Source organism: Methylomonas koyamae, assembly GCF_019669905.1.
Lineage (GTDB): Bacteria > Pseudomonadota > Gammaproteobacteria > Methylococcales > Methylomonadaceae > Methylomonas > Methylomonas koyamae.
On the sequence record NZ_AP019777.1, the window covers coordinates 3,248,360 to 3,275,275 of the forward strand.

General features: G+C 57.4%; 28 protein-coding genes and 1 tRNA gene. 16 read left to right on the forward strand and 13 right to left on the reverse strand.

Annotated elements, in window-relative coordinates:
- Position 1 precedes the first annotated feature (1 nt).
- Complete coding sequence (locus MKFW12EY_RS14530) at positions 2–349, forward strand: hypothetical protein (RefSeq protein WP_054763535.1); 348 nt, start codon at positions 2–4, stop codon at positions 347–349.
- Here MKFW12EY_RS14530 and MKFW12EY_RS14535 read toward each other — a convergent pair whose 3' ends face one another.
- From MKFW12EY_RS14535 to MKFW12EY_RS14545, 3 genes are read right to left on the reverse strand one after another with little or no spacing between them, the layout of a single operon-like run.
- A complete protein-coding gene (locus MKFW12EY_RS14535; RefSeq protein WP_172680382.1) occupies positions 350–1,270 on the reverse strand; it encodes a phosphatidate cytidylyltransferase in 921 nt (306 codons plus the stop codon).
- Between the two features lie 38 nt (positions 1,271–1,308).
- The gene (locus MKFW12EY_RS14540) at positions 1,309–1,983 is read right to left on the reverse strand and encodes a CDP-alcohol phosphatidyltransferase family protein (protein ID WP_221053260.1); all 675 of its coding nucleotides are present in this window, start codon (positions 1,981–1,983) and stop codon (positions 1,309–1,311) included.
- The gene (locus tag MKFW12EY_RS14545; protein ID WP_221053261.1) at positions 1,980–4,526 is read right to left on the reverse strand and encodes an AMP-binding protein; all 2,547 of its coding nucleotides are present in this window, start codon (positions 4,524–4,526) and stop codon (positions 1,980–1,982) included. The genes MKFW12EY_RS14540 and MKFW12EY_RS14545 overlap by 4 nt, the downstream gene beginning before the upstream one ends.
- 165 nt (positions 4,527–4,691) lie before the next feature.
- On the opposite strand from MKFW12EY_RS14545, the gene uvrA reads away from it, so the two are divergent.
- The 9 genes from uvrA (at position 4,692) to MKFW12EY_RS14590 (ending at position 13,378) form a co-directional block, all read left to right on the forward strand.
- Positions 4,692–7,508: an excinuclease ABC subunit UvrA gene (gene uvrA / locus MKFW12EY_RS14550; protein WP_221053262.1), complete on the forward strand. Its 2,817-nt coding sequence runs from the start codon at positions 4,692–4,694 to the stop codon at positions 7,506–7,508.
- Positions 7,509–7,523: 15 nt separating this feature from the next.
- Positions 7,524–7,904: a type VII toxin-antitoxin system MntA family adenylyltransferase antitoxin gene (gene mntA, locus MKFW12EY_RS14555; RefSeq protein WP_054762543.1), complete on the forward strand. Its 381-nt coding sequence runs from the start codon at positions 7,524–7,526 to the stop codon at positions 7,902–7,904.
- Positions 7,885–8,331: a type VII toxin-antitoxin system HepT family RNase toxin gene (hepT, locus tag MKFW12EY_RS14560; protein WP_054762541.1), complete on the forward strand. Its 447-nt coding sequence runs from the start codon at positions 7,885–7,887 to the stop codon at positions 8,329–8,331. Before mntA ends, hepT begins: the two co-directional genes overlap by 20 nt.
- Before the next feature lie 275 nt (positions 8,332–8,606).
- Positions 8,607–9,197, forward strand: coding sequence for a Uma2 family endonuclease (locus MKFW12EY_RS14565; protein ID WP_054762540.1), 591 nt, complete (start codon positions 8,607–8,609; stop codon positions 9,195–9,197).
- Positions 9,198–9,431: 234 nt separating this feature from the next.
- A complete protein-coding gene (locus MKFW12EY_RS14570) occupies positions 9,432–9,662 on the forward strand; it encodes an antitoxin (RefSeq protein ID WP_054762539.1) in 231 nt (76 codons plus the stop codon).
- A complete protein-coding gene (gene vapC, locus MKFW12EY_RS14575) occupies positions 9,662–10,069 on the forward strand; it encodes a type II toxin-antitoxin system tRNA(fMet)-specific endonuclease VapC (protein WP_054762536.1) in 408 nt (135 codons plus the stop codon). The genes MKFW12EY_RS14570 and vapC overlap by 1 nt, the downstream gene beginning before the upstream one ends.
- A gap of 186 nt (positions 10,070–10,255) precedes the next feature.
- Positions 10,256–10,672, forward strand: a complete 417-nt coding sequence (locus MKFW12EY_RS14580) for a hypothetical protein (protein ID WP_054762545.1) — start codon at positions 10,256–10,258, stop codon at positions 10,670–10,672.
- Positions 10,669–11,973, forward strand: coding sequence for a ParA family protein (locus MKFW12EY_RS14585; RefSeq protein ID WP_054762534.1), 1,305 nt, complete (start codon positions 10,669–10,671; stop codon positions 11,971–11,973). The genes MKFW12EY_RS14580 and MKFW12EY_RS14585 overlap by 4 nt, the downstream gene beginning before the upstream one ends.
- Positions 11,966–13,378 (forward strand): hypothetical protein, encoded by a 1,413-nt coding sequence (locus tag MKFW12EY_RS14590; protein ID WP_221053263.1) that lies wholly within the window; start codon positions 11,966–11,968, stop codon positions 13,376–13,378. The genes MKFW12EY_RS14585 and MKFW12EY_RS14590 overlap by 8 nt, the downstream gene beginning before the upstream one ends.
- 46 nt (positions 13,379–13,424) lie before the next feature.
- Here MKFW12EY_RS14590 and MKFW12EY_RS14595 read toward each other — a convergent pair whose 3' ends face one another.
- From MKFW12EY_RS14595 to MKFW12EY_RS14605, 3 genes are read right to left on the reverse strand one after another with little or no spacing between them, the layout of a single operon-like run.
- Positions 13,425–13,808: a YciI family protein gene (locus MKFW12EY_RS14595; protein ID WP_157199439.1), complete on the reverse strand. Its 384-nt coding sequence runs from the start codon at positions 13,806–13,808 to the stop codon at positions 13,425–13,427.
- A gap of 55 nt (positions 13,809–13,863) precedes the next feature.
- Positions 13,864–14,370, reverse strand: coding sequence for a M48 metallopeptidase family protein (locus MKFW12EY_RS14600; protein WP_054762530.1), 507 nt, complete (start codon positions 14,368–14,370; stop codon positions 13,864–13,866).
- Positions 14,367–14,981 (reverse strand): DUF938 domain-containing protein, encoded by a 615-nt coding sequence (locus MKFW12EY_RS14605; RefSeq protein ID WP_221053264.1) that lies wholly within the window; start codon positions 14,979–14,981, stop codon positions 14,367–14,369. The genes MKFW12EY_RS14600 and MKFW12EY_RS14605 overlap by 4 nt, the downstream gene beginning before the upstream one ends.
- A gap of 15 nt (positions 14,982–14,996) precedes the next feature.
- On the opposite strand from MKFW12EY_RS14605, the gene MKFW12EY_RS14610 reads away from it, so the two are divergent.
- From MKFW12EY_RS14610 to MKFW12EY_RS14620, 3 genes are all read left to right on the forward strand, one after another.
- On the forward strand, positions 14,997–16,169 hold the full coding sequence (locus MKFW12EY_RS14610) for a GNAT family N-acetyltransferase (RefSeq protein ID WP_054762528.1): 1,173 nt from the start codon (positions 14,997–14,999) through the stop codon (positions 16,167–16,169).
- A 208-nt stretch (positions 16,170–16,377) separates the two neighbouring features.
- Complete coding sequence (locus MKFW12EY_RS14615; protein ID WP_054762525.1) at positions 16,378–16,842, forward strand: metallophosphoesterase family protein; 465 nt, start codon at positions 16,378–16,380, stop codon at positions 16,840–16,842.
- Between the two features lie 121 nt (positions 16,843–16,963).
- The gene (locus MKFW12EY_RS14620; protein WP_221053265.1) at positions 16,964–17,773 is read left to right on the forward strand and encodes an arylamine N-acetyltransferase family protein; all 810 of its coding nucleotides are present in this window, start codon (positions 16,964–16,966) and stop codon (positions 17,771–17,773) included.
- 161 nt (positions 17,774–17,934) lie between these two features.
- On the opposite strand, the gene MKFW12EY_RS14625 is transcribed toward MKFW12EY_RS14620, so the two are convergent.
- Positions 17,935–18,010: transfer RNA gene (locus tag MKFW12EY_RS14625), tRNA-Val, on the reverse strand.
- A 236-nt stretch (positions 18,011–18,246) separates the two neighbouring features.
- On the opposite strand from MKFW12EY_RS14625, the gene MKFW12EY_RS14630 reads away from it, so the two are divergent.
- Positions 18,247–19,284 (forward strand): GGDEF domain-containing protein, encoded by a 1,038-nt coding sequence (locus MKFW12EY_RS14630; protein ID WP_054762523.1) that lies wholly within the window; start codon positions 18,247–18,249, stop codon positions 19,282–19,284.
- Positions 19,285–19,305: 21 nt separating this feature from the next.
- Here the strand turns inward: MKFW12EY_RS14630 and MKFW12EY_RS14635 are convergent, their stop codons facing one another.
- On the reverse strand, positions 19,306–20,535 hold the full coding sequence (locus tag MKFW12EY_RS14635) for a dicarboxylate/amino acid:cation symporter (RefSeq protein ID WP_245006316.1): 1,230 nt from the start codon (positions 20,533–20,535) through the stop codon (positions 19,306–19,308).
- 206 nt (positions 20,536–20,741) lie between these two features.
- On the opposite strand from MKFW12EY_RS14635, the gene MKFW12EY_RS14640 reads away from it, so the two are divergent.
- On the forward strand, positions 20,742–21,071 hold the full coding sequence (locus tag MKFW12EY_RS14640; RefSeq protein ID WP_054762521.1) for a hypothetical protein: 330 nt from the start codon (positions 20,742–20,744) through the stop codon (positions 21,069–21,071).
- A 65-nt stretch (positions 21,072–21,136) separates the two neighbouring features.
- Here the strand turns inward: MKFW12EY_RS14640 and MKFW12EY_RS14645 are convergent, their stop codons facing one another.
- On the reverse strand, positions 21,137–21,802 hold the full coding sequence (locus MKFW12EY_RS14645; protein WP_221053266.1) for a hypothetical protein: 666 nt from the start codon (positions 21,800–21,802) through the stop codon (positions 21,137–21,139).
- A gap of 289 nt (positions 21,803–22,091) precedes the next feature.
- Between MKFW12EY_RS14645 and MKFW12EY_RS14650 the strand changes: the two genes are divergently transcribed.
- Positions 22,092–23,048 (forward strand): matrixin family metalloprotease, encoded by a 957-nt coding sequence (locus MKFW12EY_RS14650; protein WP_054762514.1) that lies wholly within the window; start codon positions 22,092–22,094, stop codon positions 23,046–23,048.
- A gap of 23 nt (positions 23,049–23,071) precedes the next feature.
- On the opposite strand, the gene MKFW12EY_RS14655 is transcribed toward MKFW12EY_RS14650, so the two are convergent.
- The 4 genes from MKFW12EY_RS14655 to MKFW12EY_RS14670 form a co-directional block, all read right to left on the reverse strand.
- Positions 23,072–23,695, reverse strand: a complete 624-nt coding sequence (locus MKFW12EY_RS14655) for a hypothetical protein (RefSeq protein ID WP_172680313.1) — start codon at positions 23,693–23,695, stop codon at positions 23,072–23,074.
- Positions 23,667–24,227, reverse strand: coding sequence for an exosortase family protein XrtM (gene xrtM, locus MKFW12EY_RS14660; RefSeq protein ID WP_221053267.1), 561 nt, complete (start codon positions 24,225–24,227; stop codon positions 23,667–23,669). Before xrtM ends, MKFW12EY_RS14655 begins: the two co-directional genes overlap by 29 nt.
- 777 nt (positions 24,228–25,004) lie before the next feature.
- A complete protein-coding gene (locus tag MKFW12EY_RS14665) occupies positions 25,005–26,036 on the reverse strand; it encodes an IS5 family transposase (protein ID WP_245006310.1) in 1,032 nt (343 codons plus the stop codon).
- Positions 26,037–26,114: 78 nt separating this feature from the next.
- A complete protein-coding gene (locus tag MKFW12EY_RS14670; RefSeq protein ID WP_245006317.1) occupies positions 26,115–26,840 on the reverse strand; it encodes a hypothetical protein in 726 nt (241 codons plus the stop codon).
- Positions 26,841–26,916 lie beyond the last annotated feature (76 nt).

Consider the following 26,916-nt stretch of genomic DNA (forward strand, 5'->3'; position numbering starts at 1 on the left):
GATGCGCACACCGTTGATCTCCATCCTGTTTTTTCTGATCGCCTCGGTCGCCGGCGCCGCCGGCCAATACCTGTACAAATCCGGCGCCGAAGCGGCCAACGCCGGCATCTGGTCTTATTTGTTGAATCTGAAACTGTGGGCCGGCGTGACTTGTTATATCGCGGTGATGGTGTTGTTCATTGCCGCTTTTAAACGAGGCGGCTCGCCGGCGGTGTTGTATCCGATCTACGCCTCGACTTTCATCTGGGCGGCGGTGTTCGGTTGGCTGTGGTACGGCATTCCGATCAAGGCCGTCAACGTCGCCGGCATGGCTTGCCTGGTGTTGGGCATGTTGCTGATGGGACTGTGATCAGGCCACCAGCCGCAGAAAATAATAAGTCAACGGCGCCACCAGAATCAGGCTGTCGATCCGATCCAGCAAACCGCCGAAGCCGGGCAGCCAACTGCCGGCATCCTTGACGCCGGCCTCGCGTTTGATCGCCGACTCGAACAAGTCGCCCCACACCGAACCGAGCGCGATCAACGGTGGCAAGCCGATCAGCAGCAACCAATACGAGCTTTCCGGCAAGGCGAAGCTCATCAAACCGGTACCCAGGTAAGCGCCGAGCAAATTGCCGAAAACCCCTTCCCAGGTCTTGTTCGGACTCAATGCCGTCAGTTTGTGCTTGCCGAACAACGAGCCGACCGCAAACGCCGCATTATCGCTGAGCGCGACCGCCGCGCCGATCACCAACAACACGCCGTCGCCGCCGGGAATGTAGCGGCCGATCAATACCAGATGCGCCAGCAGCCAGGCGATGTAAGCCCAACCGAACGACGACAAGGCCAGTTGCTTGATGCCGGTACTGACTGCTTGAAACGCCAACGGCTGTGCCACCGCGACCAGCAACAGCAGCGGCGCCAGCAGATAAAACCCGTCTAGCGAAGCCAAACCGACCGGCACCGCGGTGATGCCCATCAGCTTCAACACCCGCCGGTAATGGCTGACCAAACCGACCAGCTCGGCATATTCGCGCAAGCCTTGCAACGTCATGCCCAGCACCAGCATGCCGACCGCCAGCGGACCGCCGAACACCGCGCCCAGATACAGCGGCGCAATGATGGCCCAGGTCCGCCATTTGACGAACAAACCCTGGCGCAACAGATCGCGGCCGTGCTTGCGCAACACCCAGACGATCAACAACAGCGACAGGCCCAACAGCCAGCCGATCCGCTCGGCGGCCGGCACGAACAAAGGGTGAAGCAGCGGATTAGCGATCAACGTGGACACGGTCGATTCTCCTGTGGGCAGTATTCAGCTTAGAGAGTTCAAGCATTGGCGTTCAGATACTGCGCGGCGCGGCGTACCCGCAGCACGCAGGTTACAACGCTACCCAGGGCAATGATGGCCAGGGCCAACGCCATCAAACCGTATCCGGCAGCGCCGAAGTGCGGATGCCAGCCATCCGGGGTAAAGCCGAGGTAGGCACAGCAGACGATGACGATGGCCATTCGCATCGGCTTGGCCATCGGCCCGCCGAAATCGCTCGGCGCACCGACGCTGCGCGCCGCGACCCGCACATAGGCGGTGAATACGGCAGCCAAAGCCGCCGCGTAACCCAACAGCTCGTGGCCGCCGGCGCTGAAACCGGCCCCGGCCAGAATTAACAGATCGGCAACCCGATCCGGAATTTCGTTGTACAAGGCGCCGACCGGCGAGGCCTTGCCCCACTCCACCGCCACCATGCCGTCCAGCATATTGCATAACAGGCGCGAACCGACCAGCAAACCCGCCGCAATCCACAGCAGGTGTTGGCCGATGCCTTCGGTTGTGCGGGTGCCAGCCAGTGCGGCGGCGGCCAGCGCCGCGGCGCCGACACCGGCCAGCGAGATCGCATTGGCAGAAATGTTGGCCTGCGCCAGCCGGCGCGCCAAGGATTTGGACCAACCCAATTCCCGGGCGGGAACGTGGCGGCGGTCGGCGTTTACGGGTTCTTGGTTCATGCCGGTGTCTCCAAAGGTTGGGCGGAATCGGGTTGCTGTGCGGCGATCAAGGCCGCCAAGCGTTGGTGTAGCAGATCGGTCGCTTGCTGCTTGTCCAGGTTCGGGTCGACTGCGATCGCGGCGCCGAAACAAACGCTGACCGGGCTGCGCCGCGGCCAGTACGCGCCTTTCGGCAAAATCCGGTGGCCGCCGGACACCGCGACCGGCAACACCGGCACGCCCAATTCCGTGGCCAAATAGCCGATGCCGGGTTTAAACGGCAACAATTTCCCGTCCGGCGAGCGGGTGCCTTCCGGGTAAATCAGCAGCGACCAGCGGTTGTCGGCCAGTTCGCCGCAGTAATCCAGGCTGCCGCGGATCGACCCTTCGCGGCTGAAGGCAAAAGCATTGATCGCCAACTGCAGCAAGCAAGCGACCGGACGGTTACGGAAAAAATAGTCGGCCGCGGCAGCGATGCACAAGCGCCGCCGCACCGGCCACGGCAGCGCCCGCAACAGCGACAGCGTATCGACGTGGCTGGCATGGTTGGCGATGAACATCACCGGAAACTGCACCTGCTGCAAATGTTCCAGACCTTTGACCTGGAACGAACTACCGACCAAGCCCTGCAGCAGCGGCAGTAAAATCCGCTGTATCCCGCCGCGGATCGCGACGGCCGGCGCGGCGAGTGGCCAGCTCGGGAAACGCACCTTCTTGGCGGCGCGCTCGCTACGACCCAGCAGTGCCTTCAGTTCGCCGACTTCGCGAATCGCGATCAATTCGGCATCGTCGCAAATGATGCCGAGTTGGGCCTCGATCAATCCGGCCAATTCGACCCGGGTCAACGAGTCGCAGCCCAAATCCAGCACCAAGTCGGTTCGGTCGTCGATGCTCTGCACATCGACCCGGCAGACGTTAGCCAGCAATTGTTCCAGCGTGGTCGACGCATTGCCGGCAGCGAGGGTCTCGGCGGCAACGTCCTGGCTGGGTTCGGTATCGATAAAGCGGGCTTTGACCTTCCAGCGTTGGATTTTCAGCAGCGGGGTTCTGGGAAAATCGCCGCTCCAGTAACGGATGTCGGAAATCCGTTGATGCGGCGCCAGCGCGGCATTGGCGTTGCGTACCGCATCCTGGCCGCGGCGTTGCCGCTCCTCGTCGGCCATGGTTTCCGGAAAACTCAAGATCGCGGCGATGCCTTGGCGGCCGTGGCGGTCGAGCAAATCGGTAACCATGCACGCGCCGATGCCGGGCTGTTTGGCCAGCTCCAATTCGATGTCTTCCGGAAACACGTTCAGACCGTTGGCCAGCACGATCATGTCCTTGCTGCGGCCTTTGATATACAGTTCGCCGCGGGCGCCGAACGCTCCCAAATCGCCGGTGCGGTAACCTTCCGTATCGCTGAATACTTGCCGGGTGGCTTCCGGACTTTGCCAGTAGCCGCGGCTGACGTTGGCGCCGCGCACCAGGATTTCGTCCTGCTCCGACAAGGTCACGGTGACGCCGGCCACCGGCCAGCCCACCGAACCCGGCATCCGCTGGTCGTAGCGGTTGACCGAAATCACCGGCGCGCATTCGGTGGTGCCGTAGCCTTGAATCACGCGCACGCCGAGCAATTCCCACTGCCGTTCCAGACTGGCCGGCAACGGCGCGCCGCCGCTGACGAAAAAAACCGGCGTGCCGGCCAGCGCCGGGAACAAGCGCTGCGCCAAGCTCCGCCGCCAGGCAAACGGCACCCGCTCGGCGATCCGCCACCATAGCCGCCAGCGCTGTTGCCCGCCACTGGCGGCAATCTGCTTTTCCAGCGCATGCCAGACCAGTTCCAACATCTGCGGCACGGCGATGACGCCGTCGATGCGCTTGGCTTCCAGTTTGCGCATCACCACTTCGGACTGAAAGTTGCCGGCGTAGTAAACCGTCGCGCCCAACAGCAGCGGCGCAAACAGTCCGGCGGTCTGTTCGAACAAATGCGACAGCGGCAACAGCGACAGAAACCGCAGCGGCCGCTGCGTCGGGTAAATGTCGCGGATGGCGTTAACGCTGCTTAAAATATTGCGGTGGCTCAACACCACGCCCTTGGGGTTGCTGGTGGTGCCGGAGGTGAAGACGATTTCGGCGATGTCGTCCGGCTGCGGCCGATATTCGAAACCGGGCTGTTCCGCCGTAACGGCAGCCAAGTCGGCGACGGCCAATTGCGGCAATGCCGAATAGTTCGGAATTTCGCCGTTGCCGAGCACGGCCCGGGCTTGGGTCGATTCGGCGACGCGGGTAATGAATTCGAGCGGCAGATGCGGATCCAGCGGTACCGCAATCAAACCGGCCTTGAAACAGGCGAAGTATGCCGCGACCAATTGCGGATTGGGCTGGCCGCGCAGCAGCAAGCAAGTACCGGGAGCGAAACCGTATTCTCGAACCAACCGGCCGGCGATCCGCTCCGCCACGGCGAGCAAGCGGCTGTAGCTCCAGCAGTCGTCGCGCAACCCTACCCGGCCGACCAAGGCAATCCGCTCCGGATATGCCGCCGCCGCGTGTTGCAGGAGATCGAACAGATTCGTGACGTGGGTCATGGCAAACGGCCGGTTGCAGGATTGGCTGCATCTTAGCCAGCGTCGCCGGGAAATGTCCACACGATTCTGCCGGTATCGGCTGGGCGCCATGCAAGCGCTACTTTCCCTATACCGCTAAAGCCTCGTATAGTATCCGGCTGTTAAAAATTCCAGGAATTTACCGCAGTGGACACCATCAGCATACGCGGCGCCCGCACCCATAATTTAAAGAACATCGACATCGACCTGCCGCGCGACAAGCTCATCGTCATTACCGGCCTGTCCGGCTCCGGGAAGTCGTCGCTGGCCTTCGACACCATTTACGCCGAGGGCCAACGCCGCTACGTCGAGTCGCTGTCGGCCTACGCCCGCCAGTTCTTGTCGATGATGGAAAAGCCGGACGTCGACCATATCGAAGGCTTGTCGCCGGCCATTTCGATCGAGCAAAAATCCACCTCGCACAATCCGCGCTCGACGGTCGGCACCATCACCGAGATTTACGATTATTTGCGGCTGCTGTACGCGCGGGTCGGCATTCCGCGCTGCCCGGAGCACGGCGTGTCGTTGCAGGCGCAGACCGTCAGCCAGATGGTCGATCAAGTGCTGGCGCAAGCGGAAGGCGAGCGCTGGATGCTGCTGGCGCCGGTCATCAATGACCGCAAGGGCGAGCACGTGTTGCTGCTGGAAGATTTGAAAGCCCAAGGTTTTCTGCGCGCCCGCATCGACGGCGAAGTCTACGAGCTGGACGAGCCGCCTACCCTGGACTTGAAGAAAAAACACACCATCGAGGTCATCGTCGACCGTTTTAAAATTCGCGACGACATTCAACTGCGCCTTGCCGAATCCTTCGAAACCGCGCTGCGGTTGTCGGAAGGCTTGGCGATTGCCGCGTCAATGGAAAACGACCAGCAACTGCTGTTTTCCGAACGTTACGCCTGCCCGCACTGCGGCTACAGCCTCAGCGAACTGGAACCGCGCATCTTCTCGTTCAACAACCCGAAAGGCGCCTGCCCCAGTTGCGACGGCCTCGGCGTGCGCCAGCATTTCGATCCGCAATTGGTGGTGCATAACCCGGACATTAGCCTAGCCGGCGGCGCGGTGCGCGGCTGGGACCGGCGCAATGCCTATTACTATCAGATCATTTGCGCGCTGGCAGCGCATTACAATTTCGATCCGGAAGCGCCGTTTGCCAAGATTCCGCGCGACGTGCAGGCCATCATTTTGTATGGCAGCGGCAACGAAAATATCGAGTTTCAGTTCCAGATGGGCAACGCCAAGCCCAAAGTGTCGCGCCATCCGTTCGAGGGCATCATTCCCAACATGGAGCGCCGCTACCGCGAGAGCGATTCGCAAATGGTGCGCGACGAACTGGCCAAATACCTGGCGCAACAGACTTGCTCGGTCTGCGACGGCGCCCGTTTGAATATAGGCGCCCGTAACGTGTTTGTCGAAGACCAGCCTTTGCATCACATCACCCGCTTCCCGATCCGCGATGCTCTGAGCTTTTTCCAGACCTTGACCATCGCCGGCCACCGCGGCGAGATCGCCGCCAAGATTAATAAAGAGATTCAGGAACGCTTGGAGTTTTTGGTCAACGTCGGCTTGGATTATCTGACGCTGGACCGCAGCGCCGACACGCTGTCCGGCGGCGAAGCCCAACGCATCCGCCTCGCCAGCCAAATCGGTGCCGGCCTGGTCGGCGTGATGTACGTGCTGGACGAACCGTCGATAGGCTTGCATCAGCGCGACAATGAGCGCTTGTTAAATACCTTGTTCAGATTGCGCGACTTGGGCAACACGGTCATCGTGGTCGAACACGACGAAGACGCGATCCGCGCCGCCGACCACATTGTCGACATCGGCCCCGGCGCCGGTGTCCACGGCGGCCAGATTGTGTCGCAAGGCACGCCGGCGCAAATTCTGGCCGACGCCAACTCGTTGACCGGCCAATACCTGTCCGGCGCCGAAACCATCGCCGTACCGAAGAAAACCACGCCGAACGATACTGCCCGACAATTGACGATCAAGGGCGCCTCCGGCAACAACCTGAAAAACGTCTCGGCCAGTTTTCCGGTCGGGCTGTTGACTTGCGTCACCGGTGTCTCCGGCTCCGGCAAATCGACCTTAATCAACGACACCCTATATAGCCATGCCGCCCGCGTCATCAACGGCGCCAGCTGCATCCCGGCGCCATGCGAGGCCATCGAAGGCCTGGAGCAATTCGATAAGGTGGTCGACATCGATCAAAGTCCGATTGGCCGCACACCTAGATCGAACCCAGCCACCTACACCGGGATTTTCACGCCGATCAGAGAGCTGTTTTCAGCGGTGCCGGAGGCGCGCTCGCGCGGCTACAACCCCGGCCGCTTCAGCTTCAACGTCAAGGGCGGCCGCTGCGAAGCCTGCGCCGGCGACGGCGTGATTAAGGTGGAAATGCACTTTCTGCCCGACATCTTCGTGCCCTGCGACATCTGCCACGGCAAGCGCTACAACCGGGAAACCCTGGAAATCCGCTACAAGGGCAAGACCATCCATGAAGTCCTGGAAATGACAGTCGAAGACGCGGCGGCGTTTTTCTCGGCGATTCCCAGTCTGGCGCGCAAACTGCAAACCCTGATCGACGTCGGCTTGAGTTACATCACCCTCGGCCAGAACGCCGTGACGTTATCCGGCGGCGAAGCGCAACGGGTCAAGCTGGCGAAAGAACTGTCCAAACGCGACACCGGCACCACGCTGTACATCCTCGACGAACCCACCACCGGCCTGCACTTCCACGACATCAAGCAATTGCTCAGCGTGCTGCACACGTTGCGCGACCACGGCAACACCCTGATCGTCATCGAACACAACCTGGACGTGATCAAGACCGCCGACTGGATAATCGACATGGGCCCGGAAGGCGGCAGCGGCGGAGGCACGTTGGTCGCCGAAGGCACGCCCAAGCAAATCGCCAAGCATAAGTCCTCGCATACCGGCAAGTATCTGAAGCGGTTTTTCGAGTAAGTTAACGCTGAAAACATGAACGACCCGCAAGCGGAAATCACCCAAGCAATTCTGAGCCATGCCGCCGTCGATGCTATTTACTTGTACGGTTCCCGCGCCAAAAATACCGCCCGGCCCGACAGCGATTGGGACATCGCGGTGATTTTCAGCAATTACGAAACCGACCCGCTGCAACGTGCCGTTCGCCCGCAACTGCTGGAGGCCGAAGTCGAGCGCGATTTAAAACGCTACAACCAAATCAGCATCGTCGATCTGGAAACCGCGCCCACGCTGTTGCAAGTCGGCATCTTGCAATCGGCGATAAAATGGTACGACCGCAACGTACCGCACGTCAGACGCATCGAGCAAAGCATCTGGTCGAAATGGGAAAAGGATTATGAGAGATATTGTCTATGAGCAAGCGCTGATGCGCCACCGCCGCAAAATGCTGCGTATTCTGGACGACTACAGCCGGGAAAATGCGGACAGCTGGACTGAGCGCGATTTGCTGGCGATACAACGCGCATTGCAGGTTTTCATCGAATCCTTCATCGGCATGGCGCGCTATTTCGTCCAGCAAAAATACCAGTTATCGGTCAGCCAATCGCGCGAAGCGTTGGACGAATTGAAAAGCCGCGGCGATTTGACACCCGAGCAGCATGGTGAGCTGATGAAAATCATCGGCTTTCGAAACGTACTGGTCCACGACTATTTGGACGTCAACGACGGCATCGTCCAAGCCATCGTCACCAAAAAGCAGTATCTGATTTTGGAGGAGTGGATGGTGGTTTGGCGCGGAGAGTTGGATGAATGTGAGCCAGAATGCCCGAATGGGAATAAGTAAGCCGATAAGACATCGAAACTTCCAAAGCCACCGTTAACAATTAGTCTTGTTCTTCGGCGGCGTCCGACCCATATAGGACTATGAGTTTTAATTTCTTGATGGCGGCAAATGAACGTAATGCTGCCATTCCCTGGTTCCCACGCGCTGCGTGGTAACCCAAAAGCACCGCGGTCAAGCCAGTCGTTCCAACGCAGCGCGTTGGAACGAGTAACTTGCCGCCGCGCGATGGACTGATTAGGATCAGTCCCATAAAGAGTGGACGAAGGAGACGAGCTATGGCTCTAGCGCTAAAAGACCGACAACAACACAATTACGGCGACTATTTACAGTGGCCTGAGGATATGCGTTACGAACTGATCGACGGCGACGCGTTTTTAATGTCACCTGCGCCGGACCTGCCCCATCAGGACGTTGCCGGCGAAATTTATCGGCAAGCCGCCAATGCGTTGAAAGGCAAACCCTACCGCCCCTTCATTGCGCCGGTAGACGTGCGCCTGCCGAAACGCGACGAAGCCGACGAACTGATAAGCAGCGTGGTGCAACCCGATGTGCTTGTGGTCTGCAACGCCGATAAACTGGACAAACGCGGCGTACGCGGTGCGCCGGATTGGATCGTGGAAGTGTTGTCGCCGTCCACCGCCAGCCATGACCAGATCAAAAAGCGCGACCTTTACCAACGCGCCGGCGTCCGCGAATACTGGTTGGTGCATCCCATCGACCGGATTCTGACTGTCTACCGATTGCACAACGGCGAATACGGCAAGCCCGAGCTATACCCGCTGGAAGGCGAAACCCAGGTCGGCATTTTGCCGGAGATCGTTATTGGTTGGGACGAGTTGGTGGCGCGGCTGCCCAAGGATTATTAAAAATAAACCTGCCCGCCGCGATTCTCTGCTTACCTGGTTACCAAGCTCCAGCTTGTTAATTAAGTCTTGCAAGCCCCAGCTTTCTCAAATAATCCGGGAAACAATAAGTTCCGCGATTCGGTATACAAGCTGGAGCTTGGATAACTGCCAAGAGTAGGCAAATCTTCTAGTTTCTAGATTACTCCAGATAAACAAGTATATACTGACCGTATTTACATTTTACGGAGTAAGACCATGACCTACGCCCGTATTTTTCAATCCGGCAACAGCCAGGCCGTGCGCTTACCCAAGGAATTTAGGTTTAACGCCGACCGTGTGGAGATCTTTCGCCGCGGCGACGAAATCGTGTTACGAGAAACGCCGACCAACGCCACGGCAATATTCGACGCGCTCAGTACATTGCGGGAAGACTTCATGGCCGAAGGCCGGGAAGACAGCCCGCCGCAAGAACGCGAGGCATTTTGATGCCAGTACGGTATCTACTGGACACCAACATCTGCATCTACATTGCAAAATATCGCCCTCCCGCCGTGCGCGAGCGCTTCGCCCGCCACTCGGCCAGCGAACTGGCTATGTCGGTTATTACCCTGGGCGAATTACGCTTCGGCGCCGAAAAAAGCCAGGTGCGGGACCGAGCTATTACAGCCATTGACGAATTGACCGGCCTGATTCCGATCTGCGACTTGCCCGAAACGGCCGGGGAACATTACGGACAAATCCGCGCGGAGCTACAAAAAATTGGCCAACCGATAGGCAATAACGATTTATGGCTGGCCGCCCATGCTCGGTCTCAAGAGTGGGTATTGGTGTCCAACAATGAACGCGAATTTCTCAGAGTGCCGGATTTGCGGGTTGAGAATTGGGCGAGTTAATTTGCCAGGCTCCTGCTTGGTAACCGAGCCTGAAAGCTCCTGCGTTCTTTTAATCGGCGGGACGCAATAGCGTTCCAAGATTTGATCAATGTCGCCGCACCGCCGATGCAGGGTTGTCGGAATAGAAATAATAAAAGTAATTTTTGTGTAACCTGAACTTAAGGCTTGACGTCAAAGGACAAAACTGTGGACGAAGACTTCTTAGATGCGCATCAACGGCATTGGGATGACGCCGAAAGGCTTTATGCGGCGAAGCGATGGGCTAACGCGGATCATCTCTATGGGTTTTCCGCCGAATGCGGTTTGAAGGCTTTATCAGAAAAACTGAAAGAAAATAAGTTAGAACGCAAAGAGTTCTTCCATATCATGGAATCCAAAAAACCAAGCAACGCCTGGGATATTTTCGAAACATATCGCTCGGGACACCGCTTAGGCTCCAAGTTTGTCATGCCGCCGTCGAATCCGTTTACCAATTGGGATGTTTCGCAACGCTACGCTAATCAAATCAACTTCGATCAGGCGTTGGTCGAACCTCACAGAGCGGGAGCGGAGACAATTTTGAAGTTCATTGCCATCGCGGATAAAGAAGGCCTTTTACCATGAATACTTTTGACCAAATATTGCCAATTGTCGGAATTATTTTGGCCAAATACCGTGGAGCCCCGTTAGAGGCATTGGGCGAAGTCTTGTTGAATCGAGATTTAAACAGTCGACTCAGACTCATCGTATCCGACAGCTTACGCGATAACACTACCGCAGTTGAAACACTCGAAAACATCGCATCCGATTTACTGAATAATTTCGGCAACCGAGCCTATCCGATTAATCGTGCGATATTATTCGAGTCCGACATAAATAAAGCTAAGGATGAAGCGCCGTGTTTCCCGTTGGAAGGCTTCGATCAGGTCTTTGTCGTTGATAGACTGGCCGCCGAGGGTAATTGGGCTTCAATAGAGCCGGAATCTTTGGGCGCACCTCGGATAGTTTTCTTTTCCATTAAGGGAGGTGTGGGCCGTTCGTCTGCTTTAGCAACCGTAGCCTGGTCTCTGGCGCAAGCCGGTAATCGCGTACTGGTTTTGGATCTGGACCTTGAGTCTCCCGGCCTCTCGACTTCATTGCTCTCCTCGGGCAAGCAACCAACATATGGAATTACCGATTGGTTGGTCGAAGACTTGGTTGATAACGGCGACACCGTACTGGATTCCATGATTGCTTCGAGTGACTTTTCGCACGATGGCGAAATTTATATCGTTCCCGCGCATGGTGTTGAACCAGGCGAATATGTATCCAAGCTTGGCCGCGTCTGGATGCCAAAGCAGCGACAGGATGGCCGCCACGAGAACTGGTCGCAACGACTGCAACGACTAATATCTACTTTAGAGAATCGCGTTAAGCCCGACATCATATTGATTGACTCGCGTGCCGGCATCGACGAAGTAGCATCGAGTTGCGTAACCGATTTAGGGGCGAACTTAGTGCTGCTGTTCGCGATTGACGGTACGCAAACTTGGTCGGGCTATCGTATTCTGTTTGACTATTGGCGACGCGCCAACGTGGTGCGGACGATTCGCGAACGCTTGCAAATCGTTTCCGCGTTAACTCCGGATACCGAACAAATGACCTATCTGGAACGGCTTCGCGATAGTGCCTATGATCTTTTCCTGGACATGCAATACGATGAGATTCCACCAGGTGAACTTATAGATCGTAGTTGGAGCTTCGAATCGTCTGACACCGCTGCGCCGCATTACCCTTGGGCCGTCAGGTGGCATCGCAGTTTCTCTGGAATATATTCGCTACACGGCCGCCTAACCGAAATCGACACTGATACTGTACGCGCCCTGTTTGGCCCGTTGATCGACGGTGTCATTCAAACCATACAATTAGAAAAAACCAATGTTTGACGTGAATGAATTACGCGACGCAATACTTAGTTCGCCACTGGAAACCAGCAATTTTGGCGAAGAGCCCGAACCAAGTACCTTGTATGTGCCGTTTTCCCATGTCAAGGCACTCAGGCTTGACGCGAATGTTGTCGTCGGCGGCAGAGGCGTTGGGAAGTCGTTCTGGACTTCGGTTTTACGGTCCGCATCGCTACGTTCGACTTTCGACAACCTTGTTCCGGAACTGACCGACCTGGATATTAACGTGGGCTTTTCCAGCCGAGAAGATATTGATCTCTATCCGAACGAGGATAGTTTTGCATTGATGCTCAATCAGGGTATAGACCCTTACGACATATGGCGCGCCGTTATAATGCGTTGGGTCGCAGCGTGCGCTGGCCAGTCAATCCCAAACAACACATGGCCTGAAACTGTCAGTTGGCTCAAACAATGGCCAGAAGAAGCCGCGAATTTGATGCGAACTCCCCGTGACTGGCGCGGGTTGATCATTTTTGACGCACTCGACCGAACCAGTAACGACTGGAAGCGGATGGACGAAATTGTTCGGGGATTATTACGTGCCGTGTTGTGGCTTAAATCTTATCCCGGCTTATTTGCCAAGGTATTTCTCCGAGAAGATCAAGCCGAACGCACCGTATTCAATTTCCCCGACGCCTCGAAATTGTTAGCTACCAAAGCAGAGCTTTCTTGGGCACGACACGACCTTCATGGCCTTCTATGGCAGCGTTTGATCAATGCGCCGGACGAGCACGGACAGCTTTTGCGCAAAGTATCCGAATTCGTATCCGAAGCATCTCTGGTAAGCCAATTAAGCCATTGGCAGCTACCTGAAATTATGAAACGGGACGGAGAGGCTCAACGACGCGCATTTGAACGACTTGCAGGACCTTGGATGGGAAGGGACAAACGGCGTGGGGTACCGTATACCTGGTCAGTCAGCCATCTGGCTGACGGCAAAGGATTAACTTCGCCACGCTCGTTTCTGGCTGCAATACACCATGCTGCAGAGGATTCGCGCGAACGCTATGCGTCGCACGAATTCGCTCTTCATTACGAAAGTATTAAGCGCGGAATTAGTAAAGCCTCCGAAATTCGGGTAAGGGAAGTAGCAGAAGACTATCCGTGGATACAGGATGTACTCTCGACACTTAAAGGCTTAAACGTGCCCTCTGATTTCGAGTTAATCCGCCAACGTTGGATAGAACGTTATCCGGAGGGGCCGCAAGCAATCGACACCGTCAGATTACCAGCCCAACATGCGGAACGGGGTTGGGAGGGGATTCGCGAAGACCTTAAGCGACTGGGTCTCATCGACATTAAAACAACCAGCCGTATCGATATGCCGGACATTTACCGAGTTGGATTCGGACTTGGTAGAAAAGGTGGCGTAAAACCAAGTAACTGATGCGAATACAGCGTAATTTTCCAAACCTCGAACCAACTCCAGTTTTTTACAATTCACCTTTAAACACGGCTGCTCTCTCCGCCATCATCGCCGATAAATCCTCGGCCGGGCGGAGTTCCCAGGGGCGCATTTTGATGCCGGGGCGGTTGGAGATCAGTTGAATAGCGTGGTTCATATCCGTCGCTTCCAATGTCAGCAATCCGCCGCGGAGTGCTTTGATTTCGGCGTAAGGTCCGTCCGATACACGCTCTGCGTCATTGCGATAGCGTAATTTGATGGCGATATGGAGGGCCTCCCGCCCCTTGCTCACCGCCCCTGAACGCATAGTTTCTATCAGAGATAGCGTATCGGAGGAAAAATGACTTCGAACCGGGCGATTGCGAGAGGAAATCAGGCCTGGATTCGGAGCGCCCGTTTCCAAATTGTTCATGCGGCTGTAAAACTAATCTTCTACAAGCGCTAAGAGTCGTTAGCGCCCCTTAAATTCACGCATAAACCGGCCCGCTAACCTCCAAACAAGTCAGATACAAGCGCAGGTCGAATTCCAGTTGGTGGTAGTCCGGTTCCATGTATTCGCACAGTTTGTAAAAGGCTTTGTTGTGTTCCTTTTCGCGCAAGTGCGCCAGTTCGTGTACGGCAATTGCGCGCAGGAACGGCAGCGGCGCGATTTTGAATACGGCGCCGATACGGATTTCGTTTTTGGCTTTCAATTGCCCGCCCTGCACCCGCGACACGAAACTGTGCATGCCCAAGGCTTGGTGCAGTACGTCGAGCTTGTCGTCGTAAACGATTTTGCTCAGCGGCGCGGACTGGCGCAGGTACTGGTTTTTCAGGTCCATGACGTAGGCATACAAGGCTTTGTCGCTGCGAATATTGTGCAGGGTCGGATACTTGCGCTGAATGACGCCGGCCAGTTCTCCGCGGTCGAGCAGGTTTTCGACTTTTGCCGTTACTGCGGCCGGATAGTGGTTGAGATATTTCAAGCGGCTCATGCCGGCATCTCCGCGCTGTTACGGAACACCAGCAAGCGATTGTTGGCCGGCATCGCGTGGTCGGCCTGCAGAACCAAGCCGGCGCCTTGCGCCAGCCGGCAAATCCATTCGCAATCGCGGATGCCGCTCAGCGGATTTTGCGATTTCAACCATTGTTCGAAACGGACGTTGCTGTCGCTGGTGAACTGGCCGCGATAATTAAACGGCCCGTAGATGCAAACCCAGGCGTTGGGATTGAGCAGCCCGCCCAAGCGGCGGAATAAGATTTCGACTTCGGCCTCGCTCATGATGTGCAAGGTGTTGGCGCTGAACAAGGCATCGATCGCGGAGCACGGCCACACCGGGTCGTTGACGTCCAACACCACAGGCCGCTGCAGATTGGGCAGCTTGGCCTCTTCCACCCACAAGCGAATGCCGGGCAGGTTTTCGGCGCGGTCGGTCGGTTGCCAGGTCAAATGCGGCAATTGCTCGGCGAAAAAACAGGCGTGCTGGCCACTACCGCTACCGATTTCCCAGACGGTAAGCGGATGGGTAAACACCTCGCGCAGCCGCGCCAGGATCGGTCCCTTGTTATTTTCGCAAGCTTGGGAAAACGGCTTTGGTCCGGTCATGGTTAAAATAGGGTTATGGAAATTCGTTTTGTAAACCGCATCGGCGACATCGAGCGCCGGGATTGGAACGCCCTGGCCGGGCGCGACTATCCGTTTTTGCGCCACGAGTTTCTGGCCGCGCTGGAACACAGCGGCGCAGTCGCGCCGGCCACCGGCTGGCAGCCCGAGCATGCGTTGTTGTACCAAGCCGACCGGTTGGTCGCGGCGATGCCGTTGTACCGCAAGACCCATTCCTGGGGCGAATACGTGTTCGACCAGGCTTGGGCGCGAGCTTACGCGCAACGCGGTTTGGCCTATTATCCCAAATATCTCGCGGCGGTTCCGTTTACGCCGTGCACGGGGCCGCGCATCGTCGTCGCGCCGGATCGGCCGGCCGACGAAACCGTGGTTCCGCTGCTGGACGCGGTATTGGAGCGGGCGCGAAGCGACGGCCTATCGTCCTGGCACTGTTTGTTTGCGGATGCCGACTTGGGCGAGCGCTTGGCGCAGTACGGTTTAATCCGCCGCGAAGACGTGCAGTTTCAATGGTTCAATCGCGCTTACCGCGATTTCGACGATTACCTGGCCGCGCTCAGCGCCGGCAAACGCAAAATGGTCAAACGCGAACGGCGCAAAGTCGGCGCACAAGGCATCGAACTGGTCAGCCTGGACGGCCGCGAAGTGGACGCCAAACAATGGCAGGCATTTTACCGGTTTTACGCGCTGACCTACCTCAAGCGCCGTTCGCAGCCCTATCTGAATTTGGACTTTTTTCTGCGGCTCGCGGCCGACATGCCGGAGCAGTTGCGTTTGATTTTGGCAATGAAACGGGGGCAAGCGGTCGCCGCCGCGTTGTTTTTCGTCGGCGGCGATACCTTGTACGGCCGTTACTGGGGTTGCGACCACGATTACGACGCACTGCACTTCGAAGCCTGCTATTACCAGGGAATCGGGTATTGCATCGCCAACGGTTTCAGCCGCTTCGACTCCGGCGCCCAAGGCGAACATAAAATCGCACGCGGTTTCGAGCCGGTGACGACCTCGTCGTGGCACTGGATCGCCGAACCCGGTTTCGCCGCGGCCATCGCCGATTTCGTCGCCCGCGAGCGGCTCCACGTCGCGAGTTACCGGGCCGATGCGGCGCAATATTTACCGTTCAAGCACAATGCAGACGCGACGGTCGGCAACGATGACAGCCATTTCAGATAAGGACGGTGTCGGGTAAATCGTATACGCCGACAGTTGCGTTGTTAGCTAGCCGTCCCCAATGTCGGCTACATAATTTAAGTATTTAACAGCGGTAAACTAGCCGTAAAACGGGATCGACCGGCCGTTGCGACCTGCTCCAGCCTCATCCGCGCCGGCCAATGCCGATCCGTTAAACTCCAAGCTAACCCAATATCCGCGCCAATTGTAAATGCTCTACCGCCTCGGCATCATCTCCGACACCCACGGCCTGCTGCGACCGCAGGCGCTGGCCGCGCTTCGCGGCTGCGAGCGGATTTTGCATGCCGGCGACGTCGGCAAGCCGGAGGTGTTACATGCGCTGAACGAGTTGGCATCGGTGACGGCGGTACGCGGCAATAACGATAACGGCGTTTGGGCCGACGAGTTACCGGACTGCGCGCGGGTCGAGGCGGGGCAAGTCGGAATCTATCTGCTCCACGATCTGGCCGAACTTGACATCGATCCGGCCAGAGCCGGGATTCGCATCGTGATTTCCGGCCATTCGCACAAGCCGTCGATTTCGGAACGGGATGGGGTGTTGTATCTAAACCCCGGCAGCGCCGGTCCGCGCCGTTTTAAGTTGCCGGTCGCCGTCGCCGAATTAACCATTGACGCCGCTGCGGTGCAGGCGCGAATTATTCCGCTGCCGGTTTGAATCGCTTCGGTTTACACATTGCCGTGTAAAATCGGCTGAGTCGCCGGCAAGCCGCTTGCGGCGCCACACAACCGGCAATTGGCCTTATTCATTCTAATCGACCGTAACCAAACCACCGACCATGAGTTTCGACTTCAACGCTTACCTTAACCGCATCGGCATAGCCCGACCCGAGCCCACCCTCGCCGGCCTGAGCGCATTGCAACAGGCGCAACTCAGTGCGATTCCGTTCGAGAACATCAATCCGCTGCTGGGTTTGCTGCCCGATTTGGACCCGGCGGCATTGATGGACAAGATCGTCGCCAGCCGGCGCGGCGGTTACTGTTTCGAGCTGAACGGATTATTCGAGCACGCGCTGAACGAACTGGGATTTGCCTACCAGCCGATCATGGCACGGGTGCGGATGGGACGCAGCGAAGGCGGGCCGCGACTGCATTTGGGCTTTATCGTCGAGGCCGACGGCGAGTCCTGGCTGGTCGATGTCGGATTCGGCGGCCCCAGCCACTACCGGCCGTTGCGTTTAGGTACAGAGCAGGAACAAATGTTGGACCACAACCGTTTCCGGCTGCGCCTGGAAGCGGAATCGGGGGAAACCGTGCTGGAACGGCAGCAAGACGGCGACTGGTTCGCGCTGTACAGTTTCGACCGCTCCAGAGTCCAACGTTGCGACCTGGAAGCGGCTAATCTGGTCTGCACCACCTGGGACCAATCGCTACTGTCGCAAAATCTATTGGTTTGCCGCAATACCGCCGCGGGCTGGGTGCAGTTGTTCAATACCAACTTTTCCCAATTTCGCATGGGCGAGCAAGTCAGCACGCCGGTGAACAGCCGGGCGCATTTGTGCGATTTGCTGGGGGAACATTTCGATATCGAGCTGGCAGAAGACCACTTGGCCCGGCTGGCCGAACGCTTGGCGTTGGCTGCCGGCTAAATCGCCGCGGCACAAGTTCCAACGGCCGCTGCAAAGGGCGGCAAAGCGTATCTGGCCGAAGCAGAAAGCGGGTTTGAGGTATCGGGGTAGGATATTCGGGACCGGCCGATCCTGCACCGCCGGTCAGCGAGCAGTAGGCCGCAAAGTTGCAATATCGAGTCTGGTGGGTGCTGAGGGGTTCGAACCCCCGACCCTCGCCTTGTAAGGGCGATGCTCTCCCAGCTGAGCTAAGCACCCGACTCGAGGCCGCGCATTTTATCGAAAACCCCGCTCCGCGCAAACTGTTTTTGCCGATTTCACCGCAACGCCGTCGGGCAAAGCTCAAGGGTTCGACTCGCCAGGCCCGACGCCTCCAGCAAACCTGCAGTTGAAAAATTCCGGTTTTGGTTTACCTTAGTGTAGGCATAAGACTACAGAAACTCGCCGCACCGACACTCCCTTTAACCGACGCTCCGTTTACCGCCGAAAATCGCATGAGTAAAAGTTCTTCGTTCATACCTATTTACGATTTTTCTCCCAGCGTAAACGCCAATTATCTGAAACAAATTCTGCCGCTGCTGGTCCGGCATAACGTCGCGGCCAACCCGATCAATTACGCGATTTGGTACGACTACGTCGCCGAAAGCAATTCCAGCCTGACCCGCGCCGTCAATAGCTTGATCGCCGAGCAAAAAAAGTTCGATTACGAAACCAGCGTCGATCTGTATAAAACCCACATCTGCAACGCTTCGCTGGAATCGTTCGAGCAGATCAACCGCCAGTTGCATAAAGTGATCGAGCAAGCCACCAGCGCGATCAACGACACCTATCACAAGGCCGAGGAAACCAACGACAGCTTCCAGAAAAAGTCGGTGATTCTGGAAAACTTTTCCGCGTCCGGCGGTTTGAAAACCGTGTTGCAGGAAATCATCCAGGAAACCAAGTCGCTGGCGCTGACCAGCCAGGCCATGCAGGCCAAACTGACCGACGCCAACCGGGAAATGGAGCAACTGCGGGAAGAACTGGCCCAGGTCAAACAGATCGCCACCACCGACGGCTTGACCGGTCTATTGAACCGACGCGCGTTCGATATGACGTTGGCGGAAATCGTCGAAAGCTCGGCGCCGGAAACGACCTGTCTGTCGATGCTGGATATCGACCATTTCAAACGCATCAACGATACCTACGGCCACACCATCGGCGATAACGTGATCAAATACGTGGCCACGCTGATGAAAAAACACGCCGAAGACCATCACCACGTCGCCCGCTACGGCGGCGAGGAACTGGCCATCATCATGCCCAACACCCGCGCCGAGCGGGCGTTTCAGATTTCCGAGAACATTCGCAGCGCGATGGAAGCCAGCCGCTTGCAGCGCAAGAACGACAACCAGCCGTTGGGGAAAATCACATTGTCTATCGGCGTCGCCCGCTTGCAAGCCGGCGACGATTCGGAAAGCTTTCTGGTCCGGGCCGATAACGCCCTTTACCAAGCCAAACAAAGCGGCCGCAACAAAGTCGTGCCGTCGTAAACCGGGTTCGGCCCGGAAACCTCAGCCTGCGGCGAAGCGCTGCACGACCAGGCAGCCGACCATGTCGCCTTCGACGTTGACCATGGTCCGCACCGTGTCCAGCAGCCGGTCTATCGGCAACAAAATCGCGACCGCCTCGGCCGGCAAGCCGACCGCTTGCAACACCATCACCATCGTCACCATGCCGGCGCTGGGAATGCCCGGCGCACCGATGGCGGCCACCATGGTCGTGAAGCAGACGATCAACTGCTGCGCCAAATCCAATTCGATTCCGGCCAGATTGGCGACGAATAATGCCGCGGCCGCCTCGTATAGCGCGGTACCGTCCATATTCACCGTGGCACCGAGCGGCACCACGAAACCGGCGATGCCGGGCTTGACGTGCAGATGCTGCTCCACGCAGCGCAGGGTCACCGGCAGCGTCGCCGAACTGGAACTGGTGGCAAAGGCCGTGACCAGGGCGGCACGCGACCCGCGAAAAAACTTCAATGGCGACATGCCGGTCGCCAGAAATAGCAAGCCCGGCAACACGACACAGCCGTGCAGCAAGGTAGTCCCCACCACCACCGCGACGAATTGGGCCAGACTGTGCAGCAAGGCCATGTTCTGTGTCGCCAACAATTGCGCGAGCAAAGCGCAAATCCCGAACGGCGCCAAACGCATGATCCAGCCCACCAGGCGCAACATCAATTCCAGCCCTTCCTGCAGCAATAACAGTATGTTGCGGTAGCGTTCGCCGCCAACCACCAGCGCAATCCCCAACAGCAGAGCGAACACGACGATTGCCAGCACGTTGGCTTGCGCCAGCGCGGCAAACGGGTTGACGAATAAGCCGTGCAAAAAACTGGCGATGAATTCGGCGAAACTCATCTGTTTGGCGGTAAAACCCTGGCTGGCGTCACGGAACAGCTCCAAATTCAGGCCTTTGCCCGGCTCGAACCAAATCGCCGCCCCCAGCCCGAGCAAGATAGCCAAAGCCATCGACAACACGAAAAAGCTCAGCGTCGCGATCCATACCCGATGTAACTGGCTGTGCAAACGCAAATTGGCGACGCCAACCGCAATCGAAGTAAACACCAGCGGCACCAACACCATTTTCAACAGATCGACAAACAGAGTGCCGACCAACCCCAGCAGATACATGCCGTGCCGGGTTAGCTGCGCCTCCGGGCCCAAGCGGGCTAAACCGACGCCCAACCCGACACCCAGGGCAGCCCCGAGAAAAATTTGCCCGTTCAATCCGATTTTCACCGCGTTCTCCGTTTGCACACTGGTCGCGCCGATTTTAACCCGGCCGACGGCGTCGGACCCGGTCTTTTATTCCCAGCGCGGACCATGGCATTCGGCTTCGACAGCAGAAGCGGATCGCTCTATGATTCATTGCCAACGCGTGGGCACTGCATTTAGCGAAGTGCAATTTTTTGAACTTAGCCAGACAGGCAAAGGAGCAAGTCGACATGAAAATCGGAACCAAACCTGAAGCCAACCAGCCCGGCAAGCGGCTGAAACCGAAAATCAGCGAGACAGCAAGCGAGCGGCGTTTGCGGCAGGCGCTGGACCGAATCGCTGAGCTGGAACAACGCTTAGCTACACTGGAGCAAGTTATTCGGATCGCGGCCGACGGATCGGTCAGCATTACCGCGGCGGCGAATCTGGCAATCAACGCGAATCAGGCGGTTATCAATGCCGCCAGCGTCAAGGCCGCCAACGTCATTCAATGCGATACGCTGATCGCGAACAACGTAGTGGCATCGACCTATACTCCGGGCGCGGGGAATATCTGGTAAACCGCAGCGAACGGGCAGCGCAAAGCGCCGCCCGGCGCGGGAAAGGATCGCGCGCGATTTAGCGTCTAACGCCGACGTTTAGCCAAACCGGCGCCGGCGGCCAAAACCGTGCCGAACAACCAAAGCGCCGAAGGCAGCGGTACCGCCGCTACCGTAGCGGCGGCAATGAACGGTTCGCCCGCCAAACCTTGTTGGTTGGAATGGAAGCGGATACTGAGCAAGGTTTGGTTAGCAAACGCGGCCGGCAAGTTGAAAATCTGCTGGTCCAAGCGGGCGCGGCCGCTGCCGGCGGAAAAAGCCTCGATCGCATCGACGCCGTTGATGGCGTTATTGAAGCCGCCGTCGTAATGGTCGCGGACGTTTTGGCCTTCGATCAAATCCACGGTATAGATGTCGCCCAGGCTACCGCTGAAACTGACGTAGCCGACGTTGGCGCCGTCGGCGCCGTAGGCGGTATTAATCAAGGTAAAGGCCTGGGTAACGCCGAAAATATTGACCGGGATATCGATCTCGCCGTTATGGAATGCGGTGTTGCCGTCGCCATCGACCGCCAATTCAAACGGCACGCCGTTAAAGGTATGCGCACCGGGAAACAGGCTGTCGTAACTGGCCCCGTCGGTCCAGGTTCTGATATCCGCGTTGAGGCTGGGTAAGGCCAGCGTGGTGTAAGACGCATCGGCAACCCCCGCTTCGGCAACCAATAGCAATGCTGCAAGTATCTGTGTTTTCATATCGGCTCTCCCGTCAATTTGGCCAACAATACCCCAAAATTTACCTGAGTATTGCCGCCTATTTTATTTGAACCGCGTCACAAAGTCATGCTGTAATGCCGGACAGGAAGCCGATGTTCATCGCCCTGTAAAACCGATGCGCCAGGCTTCGGCTAGCGGCCCGGACTAGTCGAACCGTTCGGACTTTTGCCGTGCGTGTTAGGGTTGCCGGGAAACGCCGCATGCGGAGCCTATGCGCACGATGCTGCTTGCCGCCTAGCTTGAACGCACTGTTAGAGGAGATTATTTAATGGAAAAAAGGAAATCGATTTTGCTGGCGGCAAGCCTGGCCGGTTTACTGGCCGGTCCGGCGGCGGCTGTCACCATTCACTTCGACTACAGCTACGACGGCGGCTTCTTTTCCGGAAGCAATCTGTCCCGGCGCACCACGCTGGATGCGGCCGGCCAATATTTCTCGGCGGTGCTGCAAGACAGTTTGGCGGCTATCGATTCGAACGGCGGCAACCAGTTTACGGCGATCTTCAGCAGACCGGACACCGGCGCGACCGGAAATTTGGCGGCATTCGACGTCGCCGCCGACACGCTGACGGTATTCGTCGGCGGCCGCGACTTGGGCGGCAACGCGCTGGGGCTGGGCGGACCGGGCGGCTACAGCGTCACCGGTACCCAGAGCTTTTTGAACCAGGCCGCCTACCGCGGCGAAACCGGCGCCCAAACCAATCCGCCGTCGGATTTTGCCACCTGGGGCGGTTCTATCAGTTTCGACGCCGATGCGGCCTGGTATTTCGATAGCGATCCCGCCACTACCGAATCGTTCAGCGGCTTCGATTTTTACTCGGTGGCCTTGCACGAATTGGGGCACGTACTCGGCTTCGGTACGGCCAATTCCTGGAGCCGCTGGCTGCAAGGCGGCAAATTCACCGGCCTGGAAGCCAAATTGGCCAACGCCGGCCAAGACGTACTGCTGTCTGCCGACGCGGCGCATTGGCAATCCGGGCAAACCAGTACCGTCAACGGCCAAGGCAGTTACCAAGCGGCAATGACGCCCAATATCGCAGCCGGCACCCGCAAGAACCTCACCGACCTGGACTTGGCGGCGCTATCGGACATCGGTTGGGAAGTGGCGGCCGCCGAGCCCGCGCGCCAAGTGCCGTTACCCGAACCGGCTTATTGGTTACTCGCCGCCGGATTGGCCGCCATCGGCCAGCGCGTGCTAGGCCGCGATCGCGCCGAGCTGCCGGGTTAAGCGCCAGCCCATTGCCAAACCGATCAGCCATTGGTTTGCACGCGGCCGGCCAGCAATTTGCCGGCACAAATGCACAGCAACCCGGCCAACACGGCCAACAGCCAACGCCCGCCGCTCTCCAGAAAGATCATGGCATCCAAGCTGAACGGAACCGGCCTGGACCGTCCGGCCTGCTCGGCCATGTTCTGAAACATGATTTCCAAGTTACCCAGCAACACCAATGGTACCGTTGCGGTTACCAGTAGTAACGACAGCAAGATACCGCCGATGGCCGCGATAATCCGCTGCGCCAACGCCGCTCCGGGCCAGGCCAGTATCAGGGACAAGGTAATCACCGGCGGCACCAGGGTATGCGTCAGATGGGTGCCGGCCGTCATCTGTGCGCCGGGATTGACGGTATAGCCCGCCGCGACCGGAATCGGCCGCAACACCCAGGCCGATACCGAAATCAAATAATCGTTGTCTTTGGCCACCAAGGCCAGCCCCGGCGCAAAATCCTGGCTCCACTCGCGGATACCGAAGTCGACGAAGGGCAGCAAAAACGCGCCGATCGGCTGGCGAAATACGAAAGCCAGCACCGACAATAGCAACCAAACCAGCAACAGCCTGACGCTAAACCTAACTAACTCTGCGCTGTCCATCGGCATCCGAGCGCGCCCACGCCGCCCACCAGGCAAAAAACAAACAGCCCAATAGGACAATCAAAGTCGGCGCAAAATAAGTGTGGGCCGGCAAAAACCAGGCCGGGTAATACGCTACGACAAAATAAATCGCGGCAATACGCAGCAGGTTCAGCAAATACATGAAACCCGCCGCGGCCAATACCCCGGCCAATTTACGGCCCAGGTTAGCCGGATACGCCAGCATGGCCGAGACCACCAGAAACATCGCACCGGCCCCGTCGCATCCGCGCACGATCTCCAAGTTGGCTCGCGCCGAAACCAAATAGTTGCCCACCGCTACAACCTGTTCGCCCGGCGCCAATAGATCGATCACCGCCACATCCGGCCGTACCAGCCCCCAGTGGTACAGCGTATCCCGCAATAAATCGTCCGGAATTTGGAAATACGCTTGATGCATCAACCCGTAGATGCCGGCAAACCACAGCGGAAACCACCAGGGCCGAAGCTTGGCAGCGATGAAGACGGATGGAGTAATTGCTTCGATAGGATCAGCCATGGTCTCGATAGTCAGTCAAGCAACCGCATGACACATTGCGGTTAATTCGATGCTTGCCCGTACAACAACACCCTACGCACGGCGCAGTTGTGGCGGCAGTGGGAACCCGGTCGTCTATTTCTTCGGGCTTCGCCTTTCCCCGCAGTGGAGCATCCGCTTCGAGCGCACCCGACAAACCGGTTCCGGCGCCGCGCATCATGCGCCATTATCCGCCAAAGGACATGCTCCCGATAGCCGAGCCGGCTCGAACGTTGCCAAATTGGTAGCGCAAGCCGCAACTGGCATCATTTGAATTTTTGCTATGCCCTATCGCCCTGCGCTACAGCATTCAAGGCAAACTCTGAGCCAACGGCAAGTTGTGCGCCAATATCGACGCCGGCGAATGCAAACTTCGGGTACTCGGCCCGTTCTTCGTCAAATACAGTTCCGGCAATTTCAACGCCAGCAACAGCGAACTGGAAAAACGCCGGCGTGTTCGCATCCAGGCAAAATTTGACCGCCGGTATAGGTTCAAATCTGGCAAAGGTAGCGAACTTGACGCTAGAGCAAGCGAAACGGGGGTAAATCCGCTTTGCCGTGTTTTGGATTAACGAACAGTAAAAAAGGCCCCCCACTCCTTGGCAGCCAAATCAGCGTGCTTAGTTATTTGCCGGTAACTTATGGGAGCCTCTAAAAATCCACGATTAATCAGATTCGGGGCGTAAAACGCGCTCGAAAGCGGACATTTCCAAGCGGACTACCTTCAACTCGAAACCTTTTCAGCTCCGATGGGCGGCATCAAGACGCAGCTACCCTGCGAATGGCGCAAAAACGTCGCATGTTGTACACCAGATTCATGAAGCCGATACGCACTTCGGCGCGGGCTAGGCCAATGCAACGGATCGTCTTACCGCCCCATTGCGCCATCCAGGCAAACACGTGCTCGACCCGGCAACGGGTTTTGGAGCGGGTACTGTTACCTTGTTTTTCCCGGTCAGTCAGCGGTTTGCCGCGCACCCCTTTGCGGTGAATCCGGCTGCGGTAGCCTTGTGCTTTAAGGCAGGCTTCCGTGGCTTCGGATCGGTACGCACTGTCGGCCCACACATCCCGGCTGGTATTGCCGCTATCGAGCAAGCCGTTCAGGGCTTGGGAGTCGTGGATGCTGGCATCGGTGACCGTGTATTTGCGCACCAACTTGTGGGCATTATCAACGTTGACGTGATTCTTGTACCCGTAATAACTCTTGTCACCTTTCTTGGTCCAGCGCGCATCGGTATCCTTCTGACGGCGTTTGGAGGCTGACCAGTCCTCGACGGTTTCGTCAGCTTTAATCCGGGCGTTCTCGTCCGGCGTATTACGCTGCACCGGCGCCTTGACGAAGCTGGCGTCAATCAGTTGACCCTTGCGGGCAATCAGGCCGGCGCGATCCAATTGCCGGTTGAATTCGTTGAACAAGGTTTCGGTCAATTTCAACGCCTTGAGCGACTCGCGAAATAGCCAGAAACTGTTGCGGTCCGGCGCGTGCTTGGCATCCGACAAACCGATAAAACGCTGAAAACTGCGCCGGTCTTCGATTTGAAACTCCAGTTGCTCGTCGCTCAGATTGTAGAGACTGGCGATGACCAACGCTTTGAACATCAACACCCCATCCCAAGGCTTACGCCCGGCAGACGATTTGCGGACTTTGTGATGGACTCGATCCAGCAGCGGCCGGAACGCGTCCCAATCCACTTGCGCGTCCAATTCCAACAACGGATTACCCAAACGATCGATTCGACGATCTCGATGTTCAAACAGGGAACCGAAAAGGTCGTCTTGTGCCACCGTCATCTCTGCTCTCCAAAGGTCTTTAGCTCCGACTCATTTTACTCGCCGGGCGCAATTTTTAGAGGTTCCCTTATGCTTTGATTACTGCAAGGTGCAGGTGTCGTTGCCTCCGTCCCTAATGTAGTAATCGGTCGACGCAGTGCCGTTGGCGGCCGAGATTACATTGGTCCCCGCACTCAGAAAAATCGGCATCGATTTTCTGGTCGTACCGTTCAATTGGGTGATCGGCGTGCCGTTGTTCGATACGTTAAGCAGGAAAGCACCGTTATCGAACAGGTTGACGAACGGTTGGGCGTTGCCGGTGGCCGGGTTAAACGCACAGCCCGGCGTTACCGTGGCGTAGGATTTACCGCTCGCTGCGTATTCGAGGACACCATCGGCGCTAAAGGTATTGCCCGATGTATCCGGCAAGTTGCAGAAGCCGGATTGTACCGTGAAGGTATAGGTATCGGCCGCTCTTCGCGACAAGGCGACCACGACAGTGTTATTTCCGTCATAAAGCCAAACATCCGTAGCGGGCTGTAACGCATCGACTTTGGTTACTGTTCGGCCGTTTAGGCTAACAGTGGCGGTATCTCTTGATTTTGGATTGAACAGCCCCACCTGAATCGTTGCCGACTGCAGGCCAGTAGCGGGATTTACGGCGCATTGCACCGTTGCGGAAGCAAACGTTTTTCCGGTTGAACCGATCTGGATGGTAGTGGCTGAGTTGACGTTAGCAGACGCAACTAGCAGGCTGGTGAAAAACCCACTGATATTTCCCCTTACCCACGGTTTCCGTGATTTTTTCGTGTTGAAATCGGTCATGACATCGAGTTTCAACCGTTTTGCCCCTGTTTCAAGGGCTTTTTATTCGCCTGAAGCCGTCTGTGGACGGTTTTCA